Origin of the sequence: Corynebacterium sp. MC3, from assembly GCF_900099485.1 — a bacterium.
In the GTDB taxonomy this organism is placed as follows: Bacteria; Actinomycetota; Actinomycetes; order Mycobacteriales; family Mycobacteriaceae; genus Corynebacterium; species Corynebacterium pseudogenitalium.
The window spans coordinates 414097-429303 of sequence record NZ_LT622815.1 but is presented as its reverse complement, the minus strand read 5'-3'; the positions used below and the strand labels follow the sequence as shown (position 1 = coordinate 429303).

16 protein-coding genes and 2 tRNA genes are annotated in these 15207 nt (G+C 55.9%); 7 read left to right on the top strand and 11 right to left on the bottom strand.

From position 1 onward, the window contains the following. Positions 1 to 2 precede the first annotated feature (2 nt). Positions 3 to 76 (bottom strand) — tRNA-Leu (locus BQ4436_RS08830). 144 nt (positions 77 to 220) lie between these two features. On the opposite strand from BQ4436_RS08830, the gene BQ4436_RS08825 reads away from it, so the two are divergent. From BQ4436_RS08825 to BQ4436_RS08820, 3 genes are all read left to right on the top strand, one after another. Beyond that, on the top strand, positions 221 to 970 hold the full coding sequence (locus BQ4436_RS08825; RefSeq protein ID WP_070976424.1) for a sulfite exporter TauE/SafE family protein: 750 nt from the start codon (positions 221 to 223) through the stop codon (positions 968 to 970). Positions 971 to 1135: 165 nt separating this feature from the next. Next, complete coding sequence (locus BQ4436_RS11740; protein ID WP_083329512.1) at positions 1136 to 1525, top strand: TetR/AcrR family transcriptional regulator; 390 nt, start codon at positions 1136 to 1138, stop codon at positions 1523 to 1525. After that, positions 1522 to 1878, top strand: a complete 357-nt coding sequence (locus tag BQ4436_RS08820) for a hypothetical protein (protein ID WP_070976422.1) — start codon at positions 1522 to 1524, stop codon at positions 1876 to 1878. The genes BQ4436_RS11740 and BQ4436_RS08820 overlap by 4 nt, the downstream gene beginning before the upstream one ends. Positions 1879 to 1935: 57 nt before the next feature. Here BQ4436_RS08820 and BQ4436_RS08815 read toward each other — a convergent pair. From BQ4436_RS08815 to BQ4436_RS08805, 3 genes are all read right to left on the bottom strand, one after another. Further along, positions 1936 to 2009 (bottom strand) — tRNA-Leu (locus tag BQ4436_RS08815). 57 nt (positions 2010 to 2066) lie between these two features. Next, positions 2067 to 2324, bottom strand: coding sequence for a HypC/HybG/HupF family hydrogenase formation chaperone (locus BQ4436_RS08810; protein ID WP_070976420.1), 258 nt, complete (start codon positions 2322 to 2324; stop codon positions 2067 to 2069). 7 nt (positions 2325 to 2331) lie between these two features. Then, a complete protein-coding gene (locus BQ4436_RS08805; protein ID WP_070976418.1) occupies positions 2332 to 3456 on the bottom strand; it encodes a hypothetical protein in 1125 nt (374 codons plus the stop codon). 51 nt (positions 3457 to 3507) lie between these two features. Here BQ4436_RS08805 and BQ4436_RS11735 point away from each other — a divergent pair, with 51 nt between their 5' ends. Next, entirely contained in the window at positions 3508 to 3843 is a 336-nt protein-coding gene (locus BQ4436_RS11735; protein ID WP_071573925.1) for a hydrogenase maturation nickel metallochaperone HypA/HybF, read from the top strand. On the opposite strand, the gene BQ4436_RS08795 is transcribed toward BQ4436_RS11735, so the two are convergent. The 6 genes from BQ4436_RS08795 to BQ4436_RS11730 all read right to left on the bottom strand — a co-directional run bounded on the left by BQ4436_RS08795 (position 3821) and on the right by BQ4436_RS11730 (position 9971). Next, positions 3821 to 4372 (bottom strand): hydrogenase maturation protease, encoded by a 552-nt coding sequence (locus tag BQ4436_RS08795; RefSeq protein ID WP_083329511.1) that lies wholly within the window; start codon positions 4370 to 4372, stop codon positions 3821 to 3823. The genes BQ4436_RS11735 and BQ4436_RS08795 overlap by 23 nt on opposite strands. Positions 4373 to 4375: 3 nt before the next feature. Then, positions 4376 to 5608 (bottom strand): Ni/Fe-hydrogenase, b-type cytochrome subunit, encoded by a 1233-nt coding sequence (gene cybH / locus BQ4436_RS08790; protein ID WP_083329510.1) that lies wholly within the window; start codon positions 5606 to 5608, stop codon positions 4376 to 4378. Further along, positions 5605 to 7344 carry a nickel-dependent hydrogenase large subunit gene (locus BQ4436_RS08785; RefSeq protein WP_070976417.1) on the bottom strand — a complete coding sequence of 580 codons (1740 nt, stop codon included), beginning with the start codon at positions 7342 to 7344 and terminating at the stop codon, positions 5605 to 5607. Before BQ4436_RS08785 ends, cybH begins: the two co-directional genes overlap by 4 nt. Before the next feature lie 38 nt (positions 7345 to 7382). Next, on the bottom strand, positions 7383 to 8624 hold the full coding sequence (locus BQ4436_RS08780; RefSeq protein ID WP_083329509.1) for a hydrogenase small subunit: 1242 nt from the start codon (positions 8622 to 8624) through the stop codon (positions 7383 to 7385). Positions 8625 to 8791: 167 nt separating this feature from the next. Further along, the gene (hypB, locus tag BQ4436_RS08775; RefSeq protein WP_070976415.1) at positions 8792 to 9610 is read right to left on the bottom strand and encodes a hydrogenase nickel incorporation protein HypB; all 819 of its coding nucleotides are present in this window, start codon (positions 9608 to 9610) and stop codon (positions 8792 to 8794) included. Positions 9611 to 9626: 16 nt separating this feature from the next. Next, entirely contained in the window at positions 9627 to 9971 is a 345-nt protein-coding gene (locus BQ4436_RS11730; RefSeq protein ID WP_070362543.1) for a hydrogenase maturation nickel metallochaperone HypA, read from the bottom strand. Positions 9972 to 10018: 47 nt separating this feature from the next. Here BQ4436_RS11730 and hypF point away from each other — a divergent pair, with 47 nt between their 5' ends. Next, a complete protein-coding gene (gene hypF, locus BQ4436_RS08765) occupies positions 10019 to 12316 on the top strand; it encodes a carbamoyltransferase HypF (protein ID WP_070976411.1) in 2298 nt (765 codons plus the stop codon). Positions 12317 to 12339: 23 nt separating this feature from the next. Here the strand turns inward: hypF and hypE are convergent, their stop codons facing one another. Further along, positions 12340 to 13434: a hydrogenase expression/formation protein HypE gene (gene hypE, locus BQ4436_RS08760; RefSeq protein ID WP_070362545.1), complete on the bottom strand. Its 1095-nt coding sequence runs from the start codon at positions 13432 to 13434 to the stop codon at positions 12340 to 12342. Between the two features lie 240 nt (positions 13435 to 13674). Between hypE and BQ4436_RS08755 the strand changes: the two genes are divergently transcribed. After that, on the top strand, positions 13675 to 13944 hold the full coding sequence (locus tag BQ4436_RS08755; protein ID WP_070362546.1) for a HypC/HybG/HupF family hydrogenase formation chaperone: 270 nt from the start codon (positions 13675 to 13677) through the stop codon (positions 13942 to 13944). A 36-nt stretch (positions 13945 to 13980) separates the two neighbouring features. Continuing rightward, on the top strand, positions 13981 to 15120 hold the full coding sequence (gene hypD, locus BQ4436_RS08750) for a hydrogenase formation protein HypD (RefSeq protein WP_070976409.1): 1140 nt from the start codon (positions 13981 to 13983) through the stop codon (positions 15118 to 15120). Positions 15121 to 15207 lie beyond the last annotated feature (87 nt).

Here is a 15207-nt window from a genome sequence, read left to right as displayed (position 1 = left end):
TGTGCCCCAGGTGAGACTCGAACTCACACTGGACGGGTTTTGAATCCGTTGCCTCTGCCAATTGGGCTACTGGGGCGACGTCGCAAAGTATATAGCAGGCAGGCGCTCCGGCGTGAATCGCAGCGCGAAGTCACCCAAATCGCCAGTTCACTGCGGGTATCTAGAATCTGTCAGGTAGGGTGATGAGCGCCGTATAAGGAGAAGAGCGCAGGAGGGCACAGTGACACCAGTTCTGATCGGGATTTTCCTGGCCATATTCGCCGGTGCAGCACTCCAACGAATTTCAGGAATGGGGCTCGGACTAATTGCGGCCCCCGCACTATCTGTCCTACTCGGCCCGGTCTCCGGCGTGCTCATGGTCAACGTATTAGCCACCGCCAACGCGATTGCCAACACCTATTCCATGCGCGAGCGCGTTGATTGGAAACGCTTCGCCCCTATCGCAGGAGCCCTTGTTTTGGGTGCGGTACCCGGCGCATTCCTCATACGGGCAGTTTCAACTAGCTTGCTTCTGATCATCGTTGGCGTTTTGTTGTTGATCGCGCTCGGCACAGTGACGTTGGGGAAACGCTACATACCGAATATTGAAGGCACCGTACCTTCTGTTATCGCAGGTTCACTTGGTGGTTTCATGAACACGTTGGCAGGCGTAGCTGGCCCATCAATCACCGTGTACGCACACGCGGCCCGCTGGCCCAAGGAGATCTACGCGGCAACACTCCAGCCAATCTTCCTGGTCAGCGGCGCACTCTCTTTCGCTATTAAGGAAATCACTGGTGCAGCAAACCTTTCAGCGGTAACGCCCGAAACGTGGGTGGTTGGCATTTTTGCGATGGTGCTGGGCATCGTCGTTGGCACCCGCATGGCACCACGGGTACCAGTGCAACTGGGATATCGAATAGCACTCGCCCTGGCGATCTTCGGCGGGTTCACCGCACTTGTGCGCGGTCTACTTGGTACCGGAGCATAATCCACTGACCAAGACTACTTTTAAACTGAGCCCCAAACCACAACAGCACCGGTTCCTTTCCAGTATCCGGTTGTAGAGCCATAAACACGCGCTTGGCGCGCGACACGGTATCTAATTAGCCTCAGATAATGGACACTTCATTCCAGAACGAATAGTATGTAAGCCATGGGTAGACCACGAGAGTTCGATGAAGACGAAGTCATCCGCAGGGCCATAAAGCTTTTCGGTGAACGCGGGTATACAGCACAGTCCGTTGACGCAACTCTTACCTACCTTGAGATAAATCGTTCGAGCTTCTATAAAATCTTCGGTTCCAAACATGGCCTGCTGAGAACGGCGCTGGAAGCAGTATGCCGAAACGCTAAGACAGGTGAAGTGACACTAGAAGCCAAGAGTCTTGTTGCCGTCACTCTCGTGGAAGTCGCGCCCGTAAGCCAAGAGCTACGCCCCTTGATTCTCGAAGCAAATTCCCTTTGCTTTACTGGAGGCCCAGCAGCACTAGGCAAGCACTTACTCGACCGCGCAAGCGGCACTTCCAAAGGAGAAGCACAATGAGCAACAACAATCTCAAATTCACCGACGCTACTCTGGTTGTTGAGCCACTCGGCTTAGATAAGATTTGGTCGTTCAAAGGATCCATCGAGGTTCCCTGGGAACATGTACGCGGAGCTACACATGACCCGGGTATGAAGAACGAGCCGAAGGGTTTTCGCTGGCCAGGACTAAGGATGGGAGAAAAGCTTGCGGGAACGTTCCACTCAGATGGTGAAAAGCTGTTTTGGAACGTCAGCGGATTCGAGAATACGGTCGTAATCGAGTTAGCTGATGAGAACTTCGCCCGCCTCGTCCTCACAGTTGATGACCCAGTCACAACTGTTGAACGCATCAACGAGTTGGCATCAGCCTGATAGCTAAGTTTCGTACAAAAGGAGCCTGGTCGAGGGAAGCCTCGACCAGGCTCCTTGTGCCCCAGGTGAGACTCGAACTCACACTGGACGGGTTTTGAATCCGTTGCCTCTGCCAATTGGGCTACTGGGGCGTGCCTGCTCAATATAGCGCACGGCGCGAGCAGAACAACAATCGGACGCCGTTAAGGTCAGCGCACAGTAGAGCCGGATTGGTTTGGTAGCAGATCAAACTCATCGATTGCCTCGAACGAGGCCTGCGCGTCATCTTCCGAAATGACGTCCATTGCGAATCCATTCTGGATGAGCACCCACTGCCCCACCTCAACTTCTGGAAGATATGCGAAGCAGCATGGCCGCTCCTCACCCTTCATATCGATGGCCCCCATCGGCATGGGGCTGGACAGGTCGCCAGTGCTGAGCACTTTCGCTGGAACTCCAAGACACATCGCTACATCATTTCCTTTCAATGTTGATGTTCATGGCGCCTTCCGGTGCCGAGGTGCACGGCAGGCAAGGATCCGCGCTACGGATCGCATACTCCATCTCTGCAGGAGTCGATGCCTCTGTGAGCATCCGAGCAAGCCATCCCTCATTTTGCGCGGTAGGGCTCAAAATCTGGCAATCGATCAGATTGCCGTCTTCCACAGTGTAGCGGTGCACCAACAAGCCTCGAGGACCGTCAACGATTCCCGTTACGGTGCCATCGCACAGTGAATTATCGACGACGACCGGCTCAGCCAACAGCTCAGGAACCTGCAAAAGCTTTTCGATATCGTCGAGTACCGAGCGCACAAGCGCAAACTGGGCGTCGCGCGCGCTCAGATGGGGGAATCGCGCAACTGGGCCTACCCGGTAGTCGCGCCAGTGGCCGTCGATAAGTACCTGGGGCCGCGGGGTGATAGCACCGGGGTGCTGCTCTCGAACGTGCTCATAGAAATCATGCGCTGGGAACACATGCAGCTCACCCTCGAAACGCGCGGCAATGCACTCTCCTAGTGGATCTGCTGCGCCGTCGGCATCACACGCGAAAAGGTCGGCAAGCTTTGGAGGATGCTGTTCCACAGACTCAACCGGTTGGGAAGGCAAGAGACTACGGATCGTCGAGACGCCTTCAGCTGCGCGCTTGACCTCATCGGCATCGGCGTGTGCGTGCACTCCCCCAGGAATCGCAACATCGGGAAAGTGACCCGGACAACCGGCGGCACGCAGCACCAGCTTCGCAAACTTGCGGATCTCTAATCCGTGGTCAGGCAGCAGGCGCGGTGCGAGCGTGTCAAGGACCGAACCCGCATGAAGAAGGCGCCGGAGCTGCACGGCCTGCTCGCTCATCGAATCGCTCGACCCAACAAGTTGGTCAAGTGCTCGCATCCCCGCCAAGTGGTGCGTTACCGGGCACAGCCCACAGAGTCGCGTCACGATAGTCGGAACTTCGCTCGCGCGCTTGCCCACTAACAGCTTGTCTACGCGCGGCACGCCGGCGATGTCGAAGCGTGCCGTGCGTTCACTTCCCTCGCCTTCGACAATAACTGTCGCTGCAAGCGGATCGATGACGGCGTCAAGAAACAACTTCTCTGACAAATTCCATGCTCCTTACTCGCGTTGCCTACCCCAATTGAACATAATGGGGGTATGCATGAATTGAGTCTACTTCGCGGGGTAATCGATGCAGTGAACGAGTCGGTGCCCGGCCGAAACGTCCTGGCGGTCGGTATGAAAGTAGGCACGCGCTCCGGGGTTGATGTGTATGCGCTTCGCCAAGCATGGGATCTTGCACGCGTCGATACAACGTGTGCTCAAGCCCGGCTCGACTTGGACATTATCCCCGCGGCAGTCTGGTGCCCTCAATGTGAAGATACCGTCGAGATTGACGAATACTTCGCGCTGCGATGCCCTAAATGTGACACCCCCACTGCAGATCTGCGTGGGGGTGACGAGTTCCAAGTTACTTGGGTTGATGTTGAGTAGCTTCTGCTGTCCACTCCTTTAGCAGCTGCCGGGCCCGCTGCACTGCTTCTGGAATTGCAGCACTGGTCTCCTCACTCAGCGATGTACGGAATTCGACGTCGCGCGCCGTGATACCCACAACCGCCACGTTGTCGGGTTCTTGACCTGTGAGGCGCGCGGCGCTCAACAGGTCCAGCAGTCCCACCTGGTGAGGCGATAGCTGCTGTTGCAATAGGCGCGGAATTTGATCACCGACGAGCACAGCCACATCACCTGGCTGGCCCTGTTTGAGCCCATCGAGCACCAGCAGGTAGTCGGCGTCCTGCACCATGGGTAGGATCTCCATGCCAGACGTTCCTCCATAGATGAAGTTCACACCCTGGATCGGGTCCGCCTCAAGCTCGCGGAGGATGGCCAGCCCAACTGCGTCATCCGCCATGATCTCGTTTCCAATGCCAATGACGTTGATAGTGACGCCATCAAGCGTCACCAGCTCAGGCGATGGCACCGGGACATCTGGCGCAGGACGAAGCTTCCTCGTGACCGTCATACTCTACTCAACCTCAGGACCGTCAACCGGCTTCGTGCCCTTCGGCAACCAAACACCGCCGTTGATCATTGCAGACAGGCCACCGTGGCGCTCCGTCGCATCGGCACGGAACACAAGGTAGACGTGCAGAATGACGAAAGCCCAAATAATGAACATGATCAATGCATGCACCAAACGGAAGTATGGGATGCCGATCCATTCCACGGGTGCAGCCATGAGCCGCCAGAACCAGCTATCCTGCTTGGGCAAACCGAAAAGCGCAAGACCAGAGTAAATCTGCACCATACACATAGCGTAAATGCCCGTGTACGCCGTCTGCTGGAGACCATTGTGGCCAACACGTGGTGGCGGTTCGTTCGTAAGGAGCAAGTAGTACTTCGTCTGCTCCCACATCAACTTCAGATCATCTTGGCTTCGCACTGGCCACAGTGCCCGCCACTTCATCTGTCGTGTTTGAGCGAACACCATAATGGCAAGGCGCCAGATAGACAGTGCGATCCACGCGAAGGCCGCAATGAAGTGAATGAGACGGTTCCAGCCCATGAGCATTCCGGCATCGTGAGCATTCGAAGGACCGAAGAATGGATCCATGATGTAGTAACCAGTGATCGTCATCATGATGATCAAAATCATGTTGATCCAGTGCTGCCAACGCAGTGCAACCGGCCACATCTCGATGCGGGTGTAGCCGCCCTTGGATACAGGACGCGGACGGACATGGTCGCCGATGCCGAATGCAATATAGCCTTTGAGTACAAATTCACCGGTCTTGTCGCCATCTACAGGTGCAACGGCGACGCCCATGCATCGATTGCCGAACTTCGAAACTGTGTCGACGTTCTGCATCATCGTCTTCATCTCATGCTTATCCCATGCAGATGCTTGAACTACCGATGCAAGGTCTCCACGCATGACCGCTACGTCCTGGCGCTCGCCGAGCAACTTTGCGTTACGCACGATCGAAAGCGAGTACTTTCGGCTTGGCGTCGCGGGGCTGAAGCTCTCCACGGTGCCGTAGACGTAGTCGGGGTCAACAGCACGCAGCAGCGCCTGATCAACAGGATCTGGCGAGTTTGCCGGCTGCGACGATGCCAGGCGCAACAGTGTTTCCGCACCGATATCGTCTATCGGCCGTGATTCTGTGACGCTCAACACCAGATTTTTATCTGGAGCGATCTTGCGAGTCTCAGGCACGCCACCCGAGCTCGAAGAAGCACGGTTTAGCTGGGTGCTCATTGCGTGATCACCTTCACAAGTTCATTGCCTTCCGTGTCCAGCAGGTGCACAGCACAGGACATGCATGGATCAAACGAGTGGATGGTGCGAAGTACCTCTAGCGGTTCCTCTGGGTTGGCCAGCGGGTGCTTGCCATTCGCCAGAGATTCCTCGTATGGGCCCATCTTGCCCTCAGGATCACGACCACCGGCCAGCCAGGTGGTCGGCACGACGGCCTGGTAGCGCTCCGTCTTACCATCCTTGATCCTAGTCCAGTGGCTGAGAGAGCCACGGGCGACTTCCATCATGCAGAAGCCTTCTGATTCCTTCGGCCAGGAAGAAGGTTCCCACTTGCTGGAGTCGAAGACGTCGTAGTCACGCTTGCGCAATCCTTCGATGAACTCGGGCAGCAACACATTGGTCATGGCCTCAGAAGTCGTTACAGCTTCCAGAGCACGAGCCAGCGTACGGCCACCGGTCGAATTCAGCTGTTCGAGCTTAATGCCGAGCTTCTTCAGCGCATCATCAACGAGGCGCTTCGTGCTTGGCTCGTTCTGAGCATATGCGAGCAGGATACGGGCAACTGGGCCAACCTGAACAACGTGGCCGTCGTAACGCGGCGCCTTAGACCAGGTGTACTCCTCGTTATCGCCGAGCCATTTATACGGCAATTTAGGACCGGTGTAATCGGCGATAGTGTCGCCCTCAAATGGGTGTTTGCCTTCGTTCTTGTCATCCTGTGCGAACCATGCCGAGGAAACGTATTCCTTGAACAGGTCCGGATTGAGCTCATGGACCTTGGAGTAGTCACCGTTGAGCAGTACACCCGGAGTGATGTCCGTGTGCGTGTACCCCATGGTTCGCTCCATGTGATCACCACGAACTGTTGCGCCAGCCATACCAACCGCGAGGAAGTTCGGGGCAGCCGCACCAATATCAAAGTAGTCCTTGTACACGCCCATGATCGCCATTGCGTCAGGCAGGTACACACCGTTGATGAACTCATGGATCTCCGCGACCCAGTTCTTGATTTGGTCAATCGAAACCTGGTTGACCGTCTCTGACTTATCCTGATCGATCGTGCAGGCCATACCCCCGACGAGGAAGTTCGGGTGCGGATTCTTACCGCCAAACACCGTGTTGATGCGGATAATCGAGCGCTGGAACTGCAACGCATCGAGGTAGTGCGAAACCGCCATCAAGTTTGCTTCTGGTGGCAGACGGTAGTCCTCGTGGTCCCAGTAACCACCGGTAAAGATAGAAAGCTGACCGGAATCAAGAACCGAGTTCAAGGTGTCTTTCACCTGCTGGAACTTGTCGACGGAGTTGAGCTTCCAGTTTGAACCAATCGATTTCGCAAACTCGACTGCCTTCTCTGGGTCAGCCTTTGCTGCGGAGACAACATTCACCCAGTCAAGGGCGTGCAGGTGGTAGAAGTGCACAACATGGTCGTGGATTTCCTGGCTTGTCAGGACGAGGTCACGAATAAGCTGCGCTTGCTTTGGGATGTGGCTTCCAATTGCGTCTTCGACGGCAACAACACTTGCCAGGGAGTGGACACCAGTGCAAACGCCACAGATACGGCCGACAAACGCCCAGACGTCGCGTGGATCTCGACCTTCTACAATCTTCTCAATGCCGCGGAACATCGTGGTCTCGCTCCAAGCGTTGGTGATGGTGCCGTCTTCGACTTCCATCTCCATGCGGAGGTGACCCTCGATACGCGTCAACGGGTCTACAACAACTCTTTCAGCCATTTTTAGTTGCTTTTCCTTTCAATCGTCGTGAACGCCGCTTACGCGGATGGGTTGGGTCGGTGGTGTCCATCAGTATCGGTGGTGGTCGCGAACGCCTGATCACCCTCTGCCATAAGTGCCGAGATATCCTCGGGACCGTCTTCTTCGCCAAAGGCCGCAAGAGGCTGAACTTCGCCACTCTTGCGACGGATGCCAACCTCCTTGACTACGCTGAGTGCGCCATGGACTGCGGTACCAGCGGCGGCGACACCAATGAGGCCGAGGCCAATCTTGCCAGCGGAAGCTTCTTGACCGAATGCACGAACATTCGGCAGTTCCTCGTAGAACGGAGTAAACCGGTCAAAGAAGTCCTTTTCCGTACAACCGATGCACGGGTGACCAGCGCCGATCGGCCAGCCGGACTTGAGGTTCCATTGGATGATCGGGCATGGCGAGAAGGTCGATGGGCCCTTGCAACCAACTTCATAGAGGCACCAGCCATTACGAGCGCCTTCGTCATCAAACGTGCGCACGAACTGGCCCGCATCGAAGTGTGGACGCTTCGGACAGGAATCGTGAATGCGCTGATCGTACGCAAAGAGTGGACGACCCTCTGCATCCACCTTTGGTGGCTCACCGTGGGTCAGCAGGTAGGTGATTGTTGCGGTGATAACTTCACCGATAGGCGGGCAACCAGCCACGTTGATGACTGGCTTATCCTTGATAATTTCGTCAACACCCACTGCCCCGGTCGGGTTTGGACGAGCAGCCTGTACTGAGCCATACACTGCACATGCACCTACGGAAAGGATTACGGTTGCGTTCTCTGCGGCTTCGCGGAGAACTTGCTCGGCGCTCTTGCCGCCGATCTGGCAGTATGCGCCACCTGCACCAGTTGGAACAGAGCCGTTGACCACCAGAATGTGCGGTTCCTTGTTCATCTCTTCCAGTGCCTGCTCGGCTGCGTGCCCTGATGCAGCCATCACGAGCTCGTTGTAGTTCATCGACAGCTGGTTCAAGACGAGGTCCTCAACTGTGGAGGAACCGGAACGAAGCACCGACTCCATACAGCCGGTGCACTCCTGTAGCTGAAGCCAAGCAACCATTGGCTTCTTTACATCACCGAGCGCCTCGGCAATTACCTCAGTCTCTTCAGCGTTGGCGCGTGAGGCAAGCGGCGCCCCCACTGCAAACACTGCAGCCATAGAGCTGCACATTTTAAGGAAGTCTCGACGCTTCACCCCCTTCTTCGACAGGTTTTCCCAAAGCGTTCCACTCTGCCAAGTGTCTTGTAGAAGCATCGATTTTCCCTCTCATGCGAGAGCCATGTGCCGGCACATACTCCGGCCCATACCCCTCAAATGAACGTGTACAGATTCCATCAGCGGTCAAGCTGCATGCTTAACGCATCTATAGGGCCAGGGTATCAAGACATGAAAGTAATTCCGGTGTCGTGAAGTCGGCAGGGCTAGAAATCTACCCCCGATTGGGACATAAGCCACTCATTCCACTCGTCTAATCCTTCCCCCGTTGTAGCTGAGGTAAGGATTACCTTCACTCCAGGATTCACCTTCTCAAGATTTTCCTTGAACAAATCGAGATCGAAATTCAGGTAAGGCAGCAGGTCAACCTTGTTTACAACGACCACTTCGACACTCCGGAACATGACCGGGTACTTCAGCGGCTTATCCTCCCCCTCGGTAACTGAGGCAACCATTACCTTATGATGCTCTCCAACTTCAAATTCAGCCGGGCACACTAGGTTGCCAACATTTTCAATCAGCACCATATCGACATCATCGAGGTTGAGCCCATTTAAAGCATGCGCAACCATCGGAGCATCGAGGTGGCACTCGCCCCCAAACCCGTTCCCGGTATTAAGCAGACTTACCTGTGCACCGAGGTTTTCCAAGCGCTCTGCGTCTAACGCAGTTTCGATGTCACCTTCTACAATCCCGAAACGGATTTTGTCCGCGAGCGCTTCCAAGGTTTTACGCAGCAGCGTCGTCTTTCCTGCTCCCGGGGAGCTCATCACGTTGATGCAAACCACGCCGTGCTCTTCAAACGCGGAACGGTTTGCGGCCGCTTTTACATCGTTTTCCGTGAAAATATCCTCAAGCACCGCGATGCGTTCACGTCCAGTGTCATACCCAGTGTGGTCTCCGTGCTCAGAGTGCTCCGCATCTACTCCCACGTGAAGGTGATCGTGTTCGTGGTGGTGCGTGTGATCATGCGAATGATCATGGCTGTGAACAGTCCCGTCGTCGTGGCGGTGGAAACGTCCCATGCTTCTTTTCTCCTTCTTAACGGTCAGATGTCACATCAATGTCAACGACAGCGAATTCCTCGCCCGTAATCACACTCGTGGGAGCGTTGCATTCTTGGCATCGGACGTCGAGATACTCATTGGGGTCGAGTATTCTTCGATGCCCGTTGCTGCACTCGATCTCGGCTGGAACCCAGTCGATCCGCAGCTCCGACTTTTCCATGGGGCTCCCCTTTGTGACGAACCCCCAGGCATACTCGAGTGATTCCGGCACGACTTGTCGCAGCGCACCGATTCGGAGGTGCACCGACAGCACCGTTCGTCCGCGCGCTGCGCGCTGAACTGCTGACGCTAACTGATGACTTAATGCAACTTCATGCACAGCACCTAGCCTAGGCGATTATTCAAGAAGTTTGTAGAGTATGCAGCATGGGAGCACAGAGCAGAGTCCGCGTCTTTCTCGAAGGCATTGTCCAGGGGGTGGGAATGCGTCCGCACGTCGCGCGAATCGCACAACGCTTCGGCCTTACTGGACTTGTCGGCAACAACGAGCGCGGAGTCTTTATCGAGTTTCAGGGCGACGCAACAGCACTCCACAATGCGCAGAAGACGCTTATCGACGAGCTCCCGCCTCTCGCTCACATTTTGGATAGCCAAACGTCTCCACTCCCACTCGTATACGGCGAAACGGGGTTTCGGATTGTCGAGTCAGAACATGTCGAGGGAGAAAAGACACTCATCTCCCCTGACATGACAACCTGTGAAGCCTGCCTAGCCGATATTGATGACCAAGACAATCGGCGCTACCACTACCCATTCACCACTTGCACGCACTGCGGACCACGTCTCTCCATCATTACTTCGCTCCCCTACGACCGCGCGACTACCACCATGCGCGAATTCCCTATGTGTACACAATGCGAGGAAGAATACACGAACCCAGACGACCGGCGGTTTCACGCGCAACCAATAAGCTGCCCACATTGCGGCCCTACTTTGTGGTGTACGGATGCCAACGGTGCCGTCCTCGCCGAAACGCGAACGGATGCGCTTGCATTGGACCCCGGCAAATTCGACGAGCTCGTGCTTAAGGTTCAAAACGCCTGGGAATCTGGTGCGGTCGTCGCGGTCAAAGGGATTGGTGGCTTTCACCTGATGTGCGCGGCGAAAAACGAAGAGGCCGTCGAAAAGCTGAGGGAGCGCAAGCGCCGACCCGACAAGCCTCTCGCGGTGATGGTGCCAAATCTCGACGCCGCGAAATCCATTGCAACACTCAGTAAAGAAGCGGAGGATCTTTTGGCATCGCCGTCACATCCGATCGTGTCTGTTCCGCTTCACGAAGGAGCACTCTGCGAAGGTATTGCGCCTGGTTTGAGGGAAGTAGGCCTCATGCTTCCATATTCGCCACTGCACCATCTGTTGGTTGACCGACCTGTGGTAGCTACCTCGGGCAATCTCAGCGGCGAGCCTTTATGCGTCACTAATGAAGAGGCACTTCGGAAACTTACGCACCTCGCGGACATGTTTGTGCTCCACGATCGTGAGATTTATGTGCCCGTGGAAGACTCGGTCTACGTCGATACGACGCTTGTTCGGAGGTCTCGCGGACTGGCGCCGATTCCAATGCTGCTCGACACTGAGCGAAAGCCCACTGTCCTAGCGGTAGGGGGCGAACTCAAGAACACGGCGACTCTAGCCGTTGGGCGGTACGCACACGTCTCCTCGCATGTAGGCGATATGGGGTCATGGGATGCTCAGCGGCACTTCGAAAAAATGGTAAAACAGCTCTGCTCAATACAAGGCGCACAACCCGACGTTGTTGTGTGCGACATGCACCCTGGTTACCAAACTTCGATGTGGGCGCAGCGTTACGCTGACCAGCGTGACGTCGAGCTCATTGAGGTCCAGCATCACCACGCACATGCACTGTCACTGTTGGCTGAGCATCAGCGACTATCGACGCCCGCCGTCGTCGCAGCTCTCGACGGCACCGGCTACGGAACGGACGGCACCATTTGGGGTGGCGAAATACTTCATGTAACCGACGATGGCAACGCCGAGCGGCTCTGGCACCTACCACCATTTTCCCTCGTCGGTGGCGACAAAGCGGTGCGAAATCCGTGGCGGATTGCGCGCGGTCTCGCGCATAGCTGGCAGCTCGAAGACCTCAGCGTGCCTCCTGAGGTCGATCTAGACGAGCTGCGATTAGTAGACTCTCAGCTCAGCAGCGGGTTCGGCACCACTGCAACAACTTCGATGGGACGGCTCTTCGACGCGTTCGCATCAATACTCCAGGTTCAGCAATCGGTGAGCTACGAAGCGCAAGCAGCGATGGAGCTTGAGGCCCTCGCAGGCAAGTCCCGCCTTTCACCGGCAGAAGCGCTTGACGCAATCGAAGACATTCGATCGTTCCCGCATCTTGCACAATGGGTGATCAACGCAACCCTAGATGGAACACGCCTCTTCGAAGACATTGCCCGGATTGCACACGCAGGCATAGCGACACTCGTTGCTCGCTCGCTTATTGACGCCGCCCAAGAAGAAGCTACCGAGGTCATTGGCATCACGGGGGGCTGCGCCGTCAACCGCATTTTGATGACCGACATCTTGCAAGTATTCCGGCACCAACGCCCATCATTGACGGTGTTAACGCATAAAAAAGTGCCCGCCACTGATGGCGGGCTCAGCCTCGGCCAGGCGGCCGCAGGAAGGCTCTGGTCGCGGTAGCGAACCCATGCAGCCTCAGGAACTTAACAGATTCGTGGCAACGGATCGCCAACCAGTTTGTCGACCATACGGGTACCACCAAAGCCGGTGACCAACACTACCGCTGCAGCTGGTTCCTCGACGATCTTTCCAACCACCGCCGCCCCTTCAGCGCCTGCTGCATGCAGCGCCGCGAGTGCTTGGTCGGTCTGGTCTTCCGGCACCACCGCCGTAAACGTTCCTTCGTTCGCGACGTAGAGCGGATCAATGCCCAGCATGTCGCAAGCTGCGCGCGTCATCGGCTGCACAGGGATCTTCTCGTCGTGCAGTGCAACGCCGTAGCCAGTTGATTCTGCAAGTTCGTTCATGACTGTCGCTAGACCACCACGTGTGGCGTCACGCATCCAACGAGTCTCGGGGGCATCGGCGAGCATCGCCCGCACCAAACTTGCGACCTCGCGCGAGTCGGACTCGATCGGTGCTTCGATTGCGAGGTCTCCGCGGGCCATCATGACCGCCATACCGTGGTCTGCGATCGGGCCAGAAACGATAATCCGGTCACCAGGCTTGACCTTTGCAAAACCGAGTACCCGTCCAGCAGGTACTACGCCGATGCCTGCTGTATTGATATAAATCTTGTCCCCAGCACCCTTCGGAACTACTTTTGTGTCGCCAGTCGCAATCTGTACTCCGGCGCGTTCTGCTGCGGTGCGGAGATTCTGCGCGATCCGGCGAAGCGTCTCTACTTCAAGCCCTTCTTCCAGAATGAAACCCACTGAAATATACTTCGGCTCCGCACCACCCACGGCAAGATCGTTGACGGTACCGTTTACCGCGAGATCCGCGATGGATCCACCCGGGAACTCTATCGGGTTCACCACATAGCTGTCGGTTGTAAACGCCAGCGTCCCGCCGTTCAAATCGAGGTCCAACAGCGTCGAGTCTTCCCCCTGTGAGAGCAGATCGTTGCCGTACTCGTCGAAAAATACCTGCTCTAGCAGTGTCGCGCTCGCCTTTCCGCCCGCCCCGTGTGCGAGCGTGACATATTCATCCTTCAAGCGTCCACCACGACGACGCACTCGAGCAATGTTGTCATTGACCTTGGACTCATCTACATTGAGGCGGTTTTTAGGCTGCACAGCACTTTCCTTTTCTTATTTTCGCAACTAGCCACCGTGTGGAATTGCTACGAATAGTTCCGTGTGTGAATTCTACCGCCGGTACCGTGTTTTGGGTTTTCGGGGCTTGAAGGTTGTGGGTGACGCGCATAGTTAGCTTGCTGGGTACTTTTAGAAATGCACAAATCATGGGCAATAATGTAAAACGGAATAAGCACGAAAAAGTGTGAAAATAATGCAATCGATGGAAGGCTCTGCTTTATGTGTCTGGGAGTACCAGCGCAGGTTGTCGAAATTAAGGATCCCACCCGCGCAACAGTCAGCATCTCGGGAGTAACCCGTGCAATCTCCACTGATCTTCTTGTTGAAGAAGGACTCGAGGTCGGCGAATGGGTGCTGGTACACGTAGGATTTGCGCTGTCAAAAATTGACGAGGATGAAGCCGCGACAACCCTGCAACAGATTCAACAACTCGGCGCAAATACGTTTGAGGACGAGCTCGATTCGTTTACAACCTCAAGAATCGACTAAGCCACCGTCCCCTACGTTCCTAAGAAAGGACCCCACATGAAATTCGTCGATGAGTTTCGTGACCCAGCCGCAGCTCGCCAACTGATTGCAACCATTGAGGAACAGGCGAAGCAACTCGACCGCCCGATTAAGCTCATGGAAATCTGCGGTGGGCATACCCATACGATCTACCGCTACGGCCTGGAAAATCTTCTCCCCGACTCCATCGACCTCGTTCACGGACCTGGTTGCCCAGTCTGCGTCATTCCAATGGGCAGGGTCGATGACGCACTCTGGCTTGCAAACCAGCCTGACGTTATCTTGACCACGTTCGGCGACATGATGCGTGTTCCAGGCTCCGAGGAGTCACTGTTGCAGGCTCGTGCACGTGGTTGCGACGTTCGCTTTGTCTACTCTCCACTGGACTCTCTCAAGATCGCGGAGGAGAACCCGGATAAGCACGTTATCTTCTTCGCAATTGGCTTTGAGACGACGACGCCATCCACCGCTGTGACGCTAACCGCCGCCAAGCAACGCGATATCCCAAACTTCTCAGTCTTTTCTAACCATGTGACCATCGAGCCACCACTGCGTGCAATCGCCAACGGGGGTGTCACGGAGGTTGACGGCTTTATCGGGCCCGGCCACGTAGCAACTGTGGTCGGCACAAAGGCTTTCGATTTCCTGGCTGAAGAATTTAACCGGCCAGTCTCCGTTTGCGGCTTCGAACCTTTGGATATTCTTCAGGGCGTTGCCCAGTTGCTGGAGCAGTTTACGTCGGGCGACATTGCCGCGGGCAAGGCACGCGTCCAAAACCAGTACGCCCGCGTCGTGCGCCCAGAGGGCAACCCTTCAGCGCAAGCACTCTTGGAGAGGGTCTTCGATATACGGGACGAGTTCGAGTGGCGTGGCCTTGGAACCCTTCCCCACTCCGGAATGGCCATCTCTGAAGAGTTCGCCAAGTGGGATGCGGAGCGCATTTTCGATGTGCCCGGCAACCGAGTTGAAGACCCCGCAGCGTGTGAGTGCGGGTCTGTCCTGACCGGCCACATCAAGCCGTGGCAGTGCAAAGTCTTCGGTACTGCTTGTACGCCGGACACCCCAATTGGTACCTGCATGGTTTCCCCAGAAGGAGCCTGTGCCGCATATTACAACTTCGGAAGAATAGATAGAATCACCACTTCTTCCCTCTCTTAGATTAGTAAACCCCCAGGTCAGAACTGCCTGGGGGTAAAATCTTTCGATTTGTTAGCGCAAAACTGTCCGAGTGGGTATTATTCACTC

Coding starts and splice junctions, on each gene's coding strand:
- BQ4436_RS11740 (WP_083329512.1), top strand. CDS start 1,136: ATGGGTAGACCACGAGAGTTCGATGAAGACGAAGTCATCCGCAGGGCC.
- BQ4436_RS08820 (WP_070976422.1), top strand. CDS start 1,522: ATGAGCAACAACAATCTCAAATTCACCGACGCTACTCTGGTTGTTGAG.
- BQ4436_RS08810 (WP_070976420.1), bottom strand. CDS start 2,324: ATGTGTCTTGGAGTTCCAGCGAAAGTGCTCAGCACTGGCGACCTGTCC.
- BQ4436_RS11735 (WP_071573925.1), top strand. CDS start 3,508: ATGCATGAATTGAGTCTACTTCGCGGGGTAATCGATGCAGTGAACGAG.
- BQ4436_RS08795 (WP_083329511.1), bottom strand. CDS start 4,372: ATGACGGTCACGAGGAAGCTTCGTCCTGCGCCAGATGTCCCGGTGCCA.
- cybH (WP_083329510.1), bottom strand. CDS start 5,608: ATGAGCACCCAGCTAAACCGTGCTTCTTCGAGCTCGGGTGGCGTGCCT.
- BQ4436_RS08785 (WP_070976417.1), bottom strand. CDS start 7,344: ATGGCTGAAAGAGTTGTTGTAGACCCGTTGACGCGTATCGAGGGTCAC.
- BQ4436_RS08780 (WP_083329509.1), bottom strand. CDS start 8,624: ATGCTTCTACAAGACACTTGGCAGAGTGGAACGCTTTGGGAAAACCTG.
- hypB (WP_070976415.1), bottom strand. CDS start 9,610: ATGGGACGTTTCCACCGCCACGACGACGGGACTGTTCACAGCCATGAT.
- hypF (WP_070976411.1), top strand. CDS start 10,019: ATGGGAGCACAGAGCAGAGTCCGCGTCTTTCTCGAAGGCATTGTCCAG.
- BQ4436_RS08755 (WP_070362546.1), top strand. CDS start 13,675: ATGTGTCTGGGAGTACCAGCGCAGGTTGTCGAAATTAAGGATCCCACC.
- hypD (WP_070976409.1), top strand. CDS start 13,981: ATGAAATTCGTCGATGAGTTTCGTGACCCAGCCGCAGCTCGCCAACTG.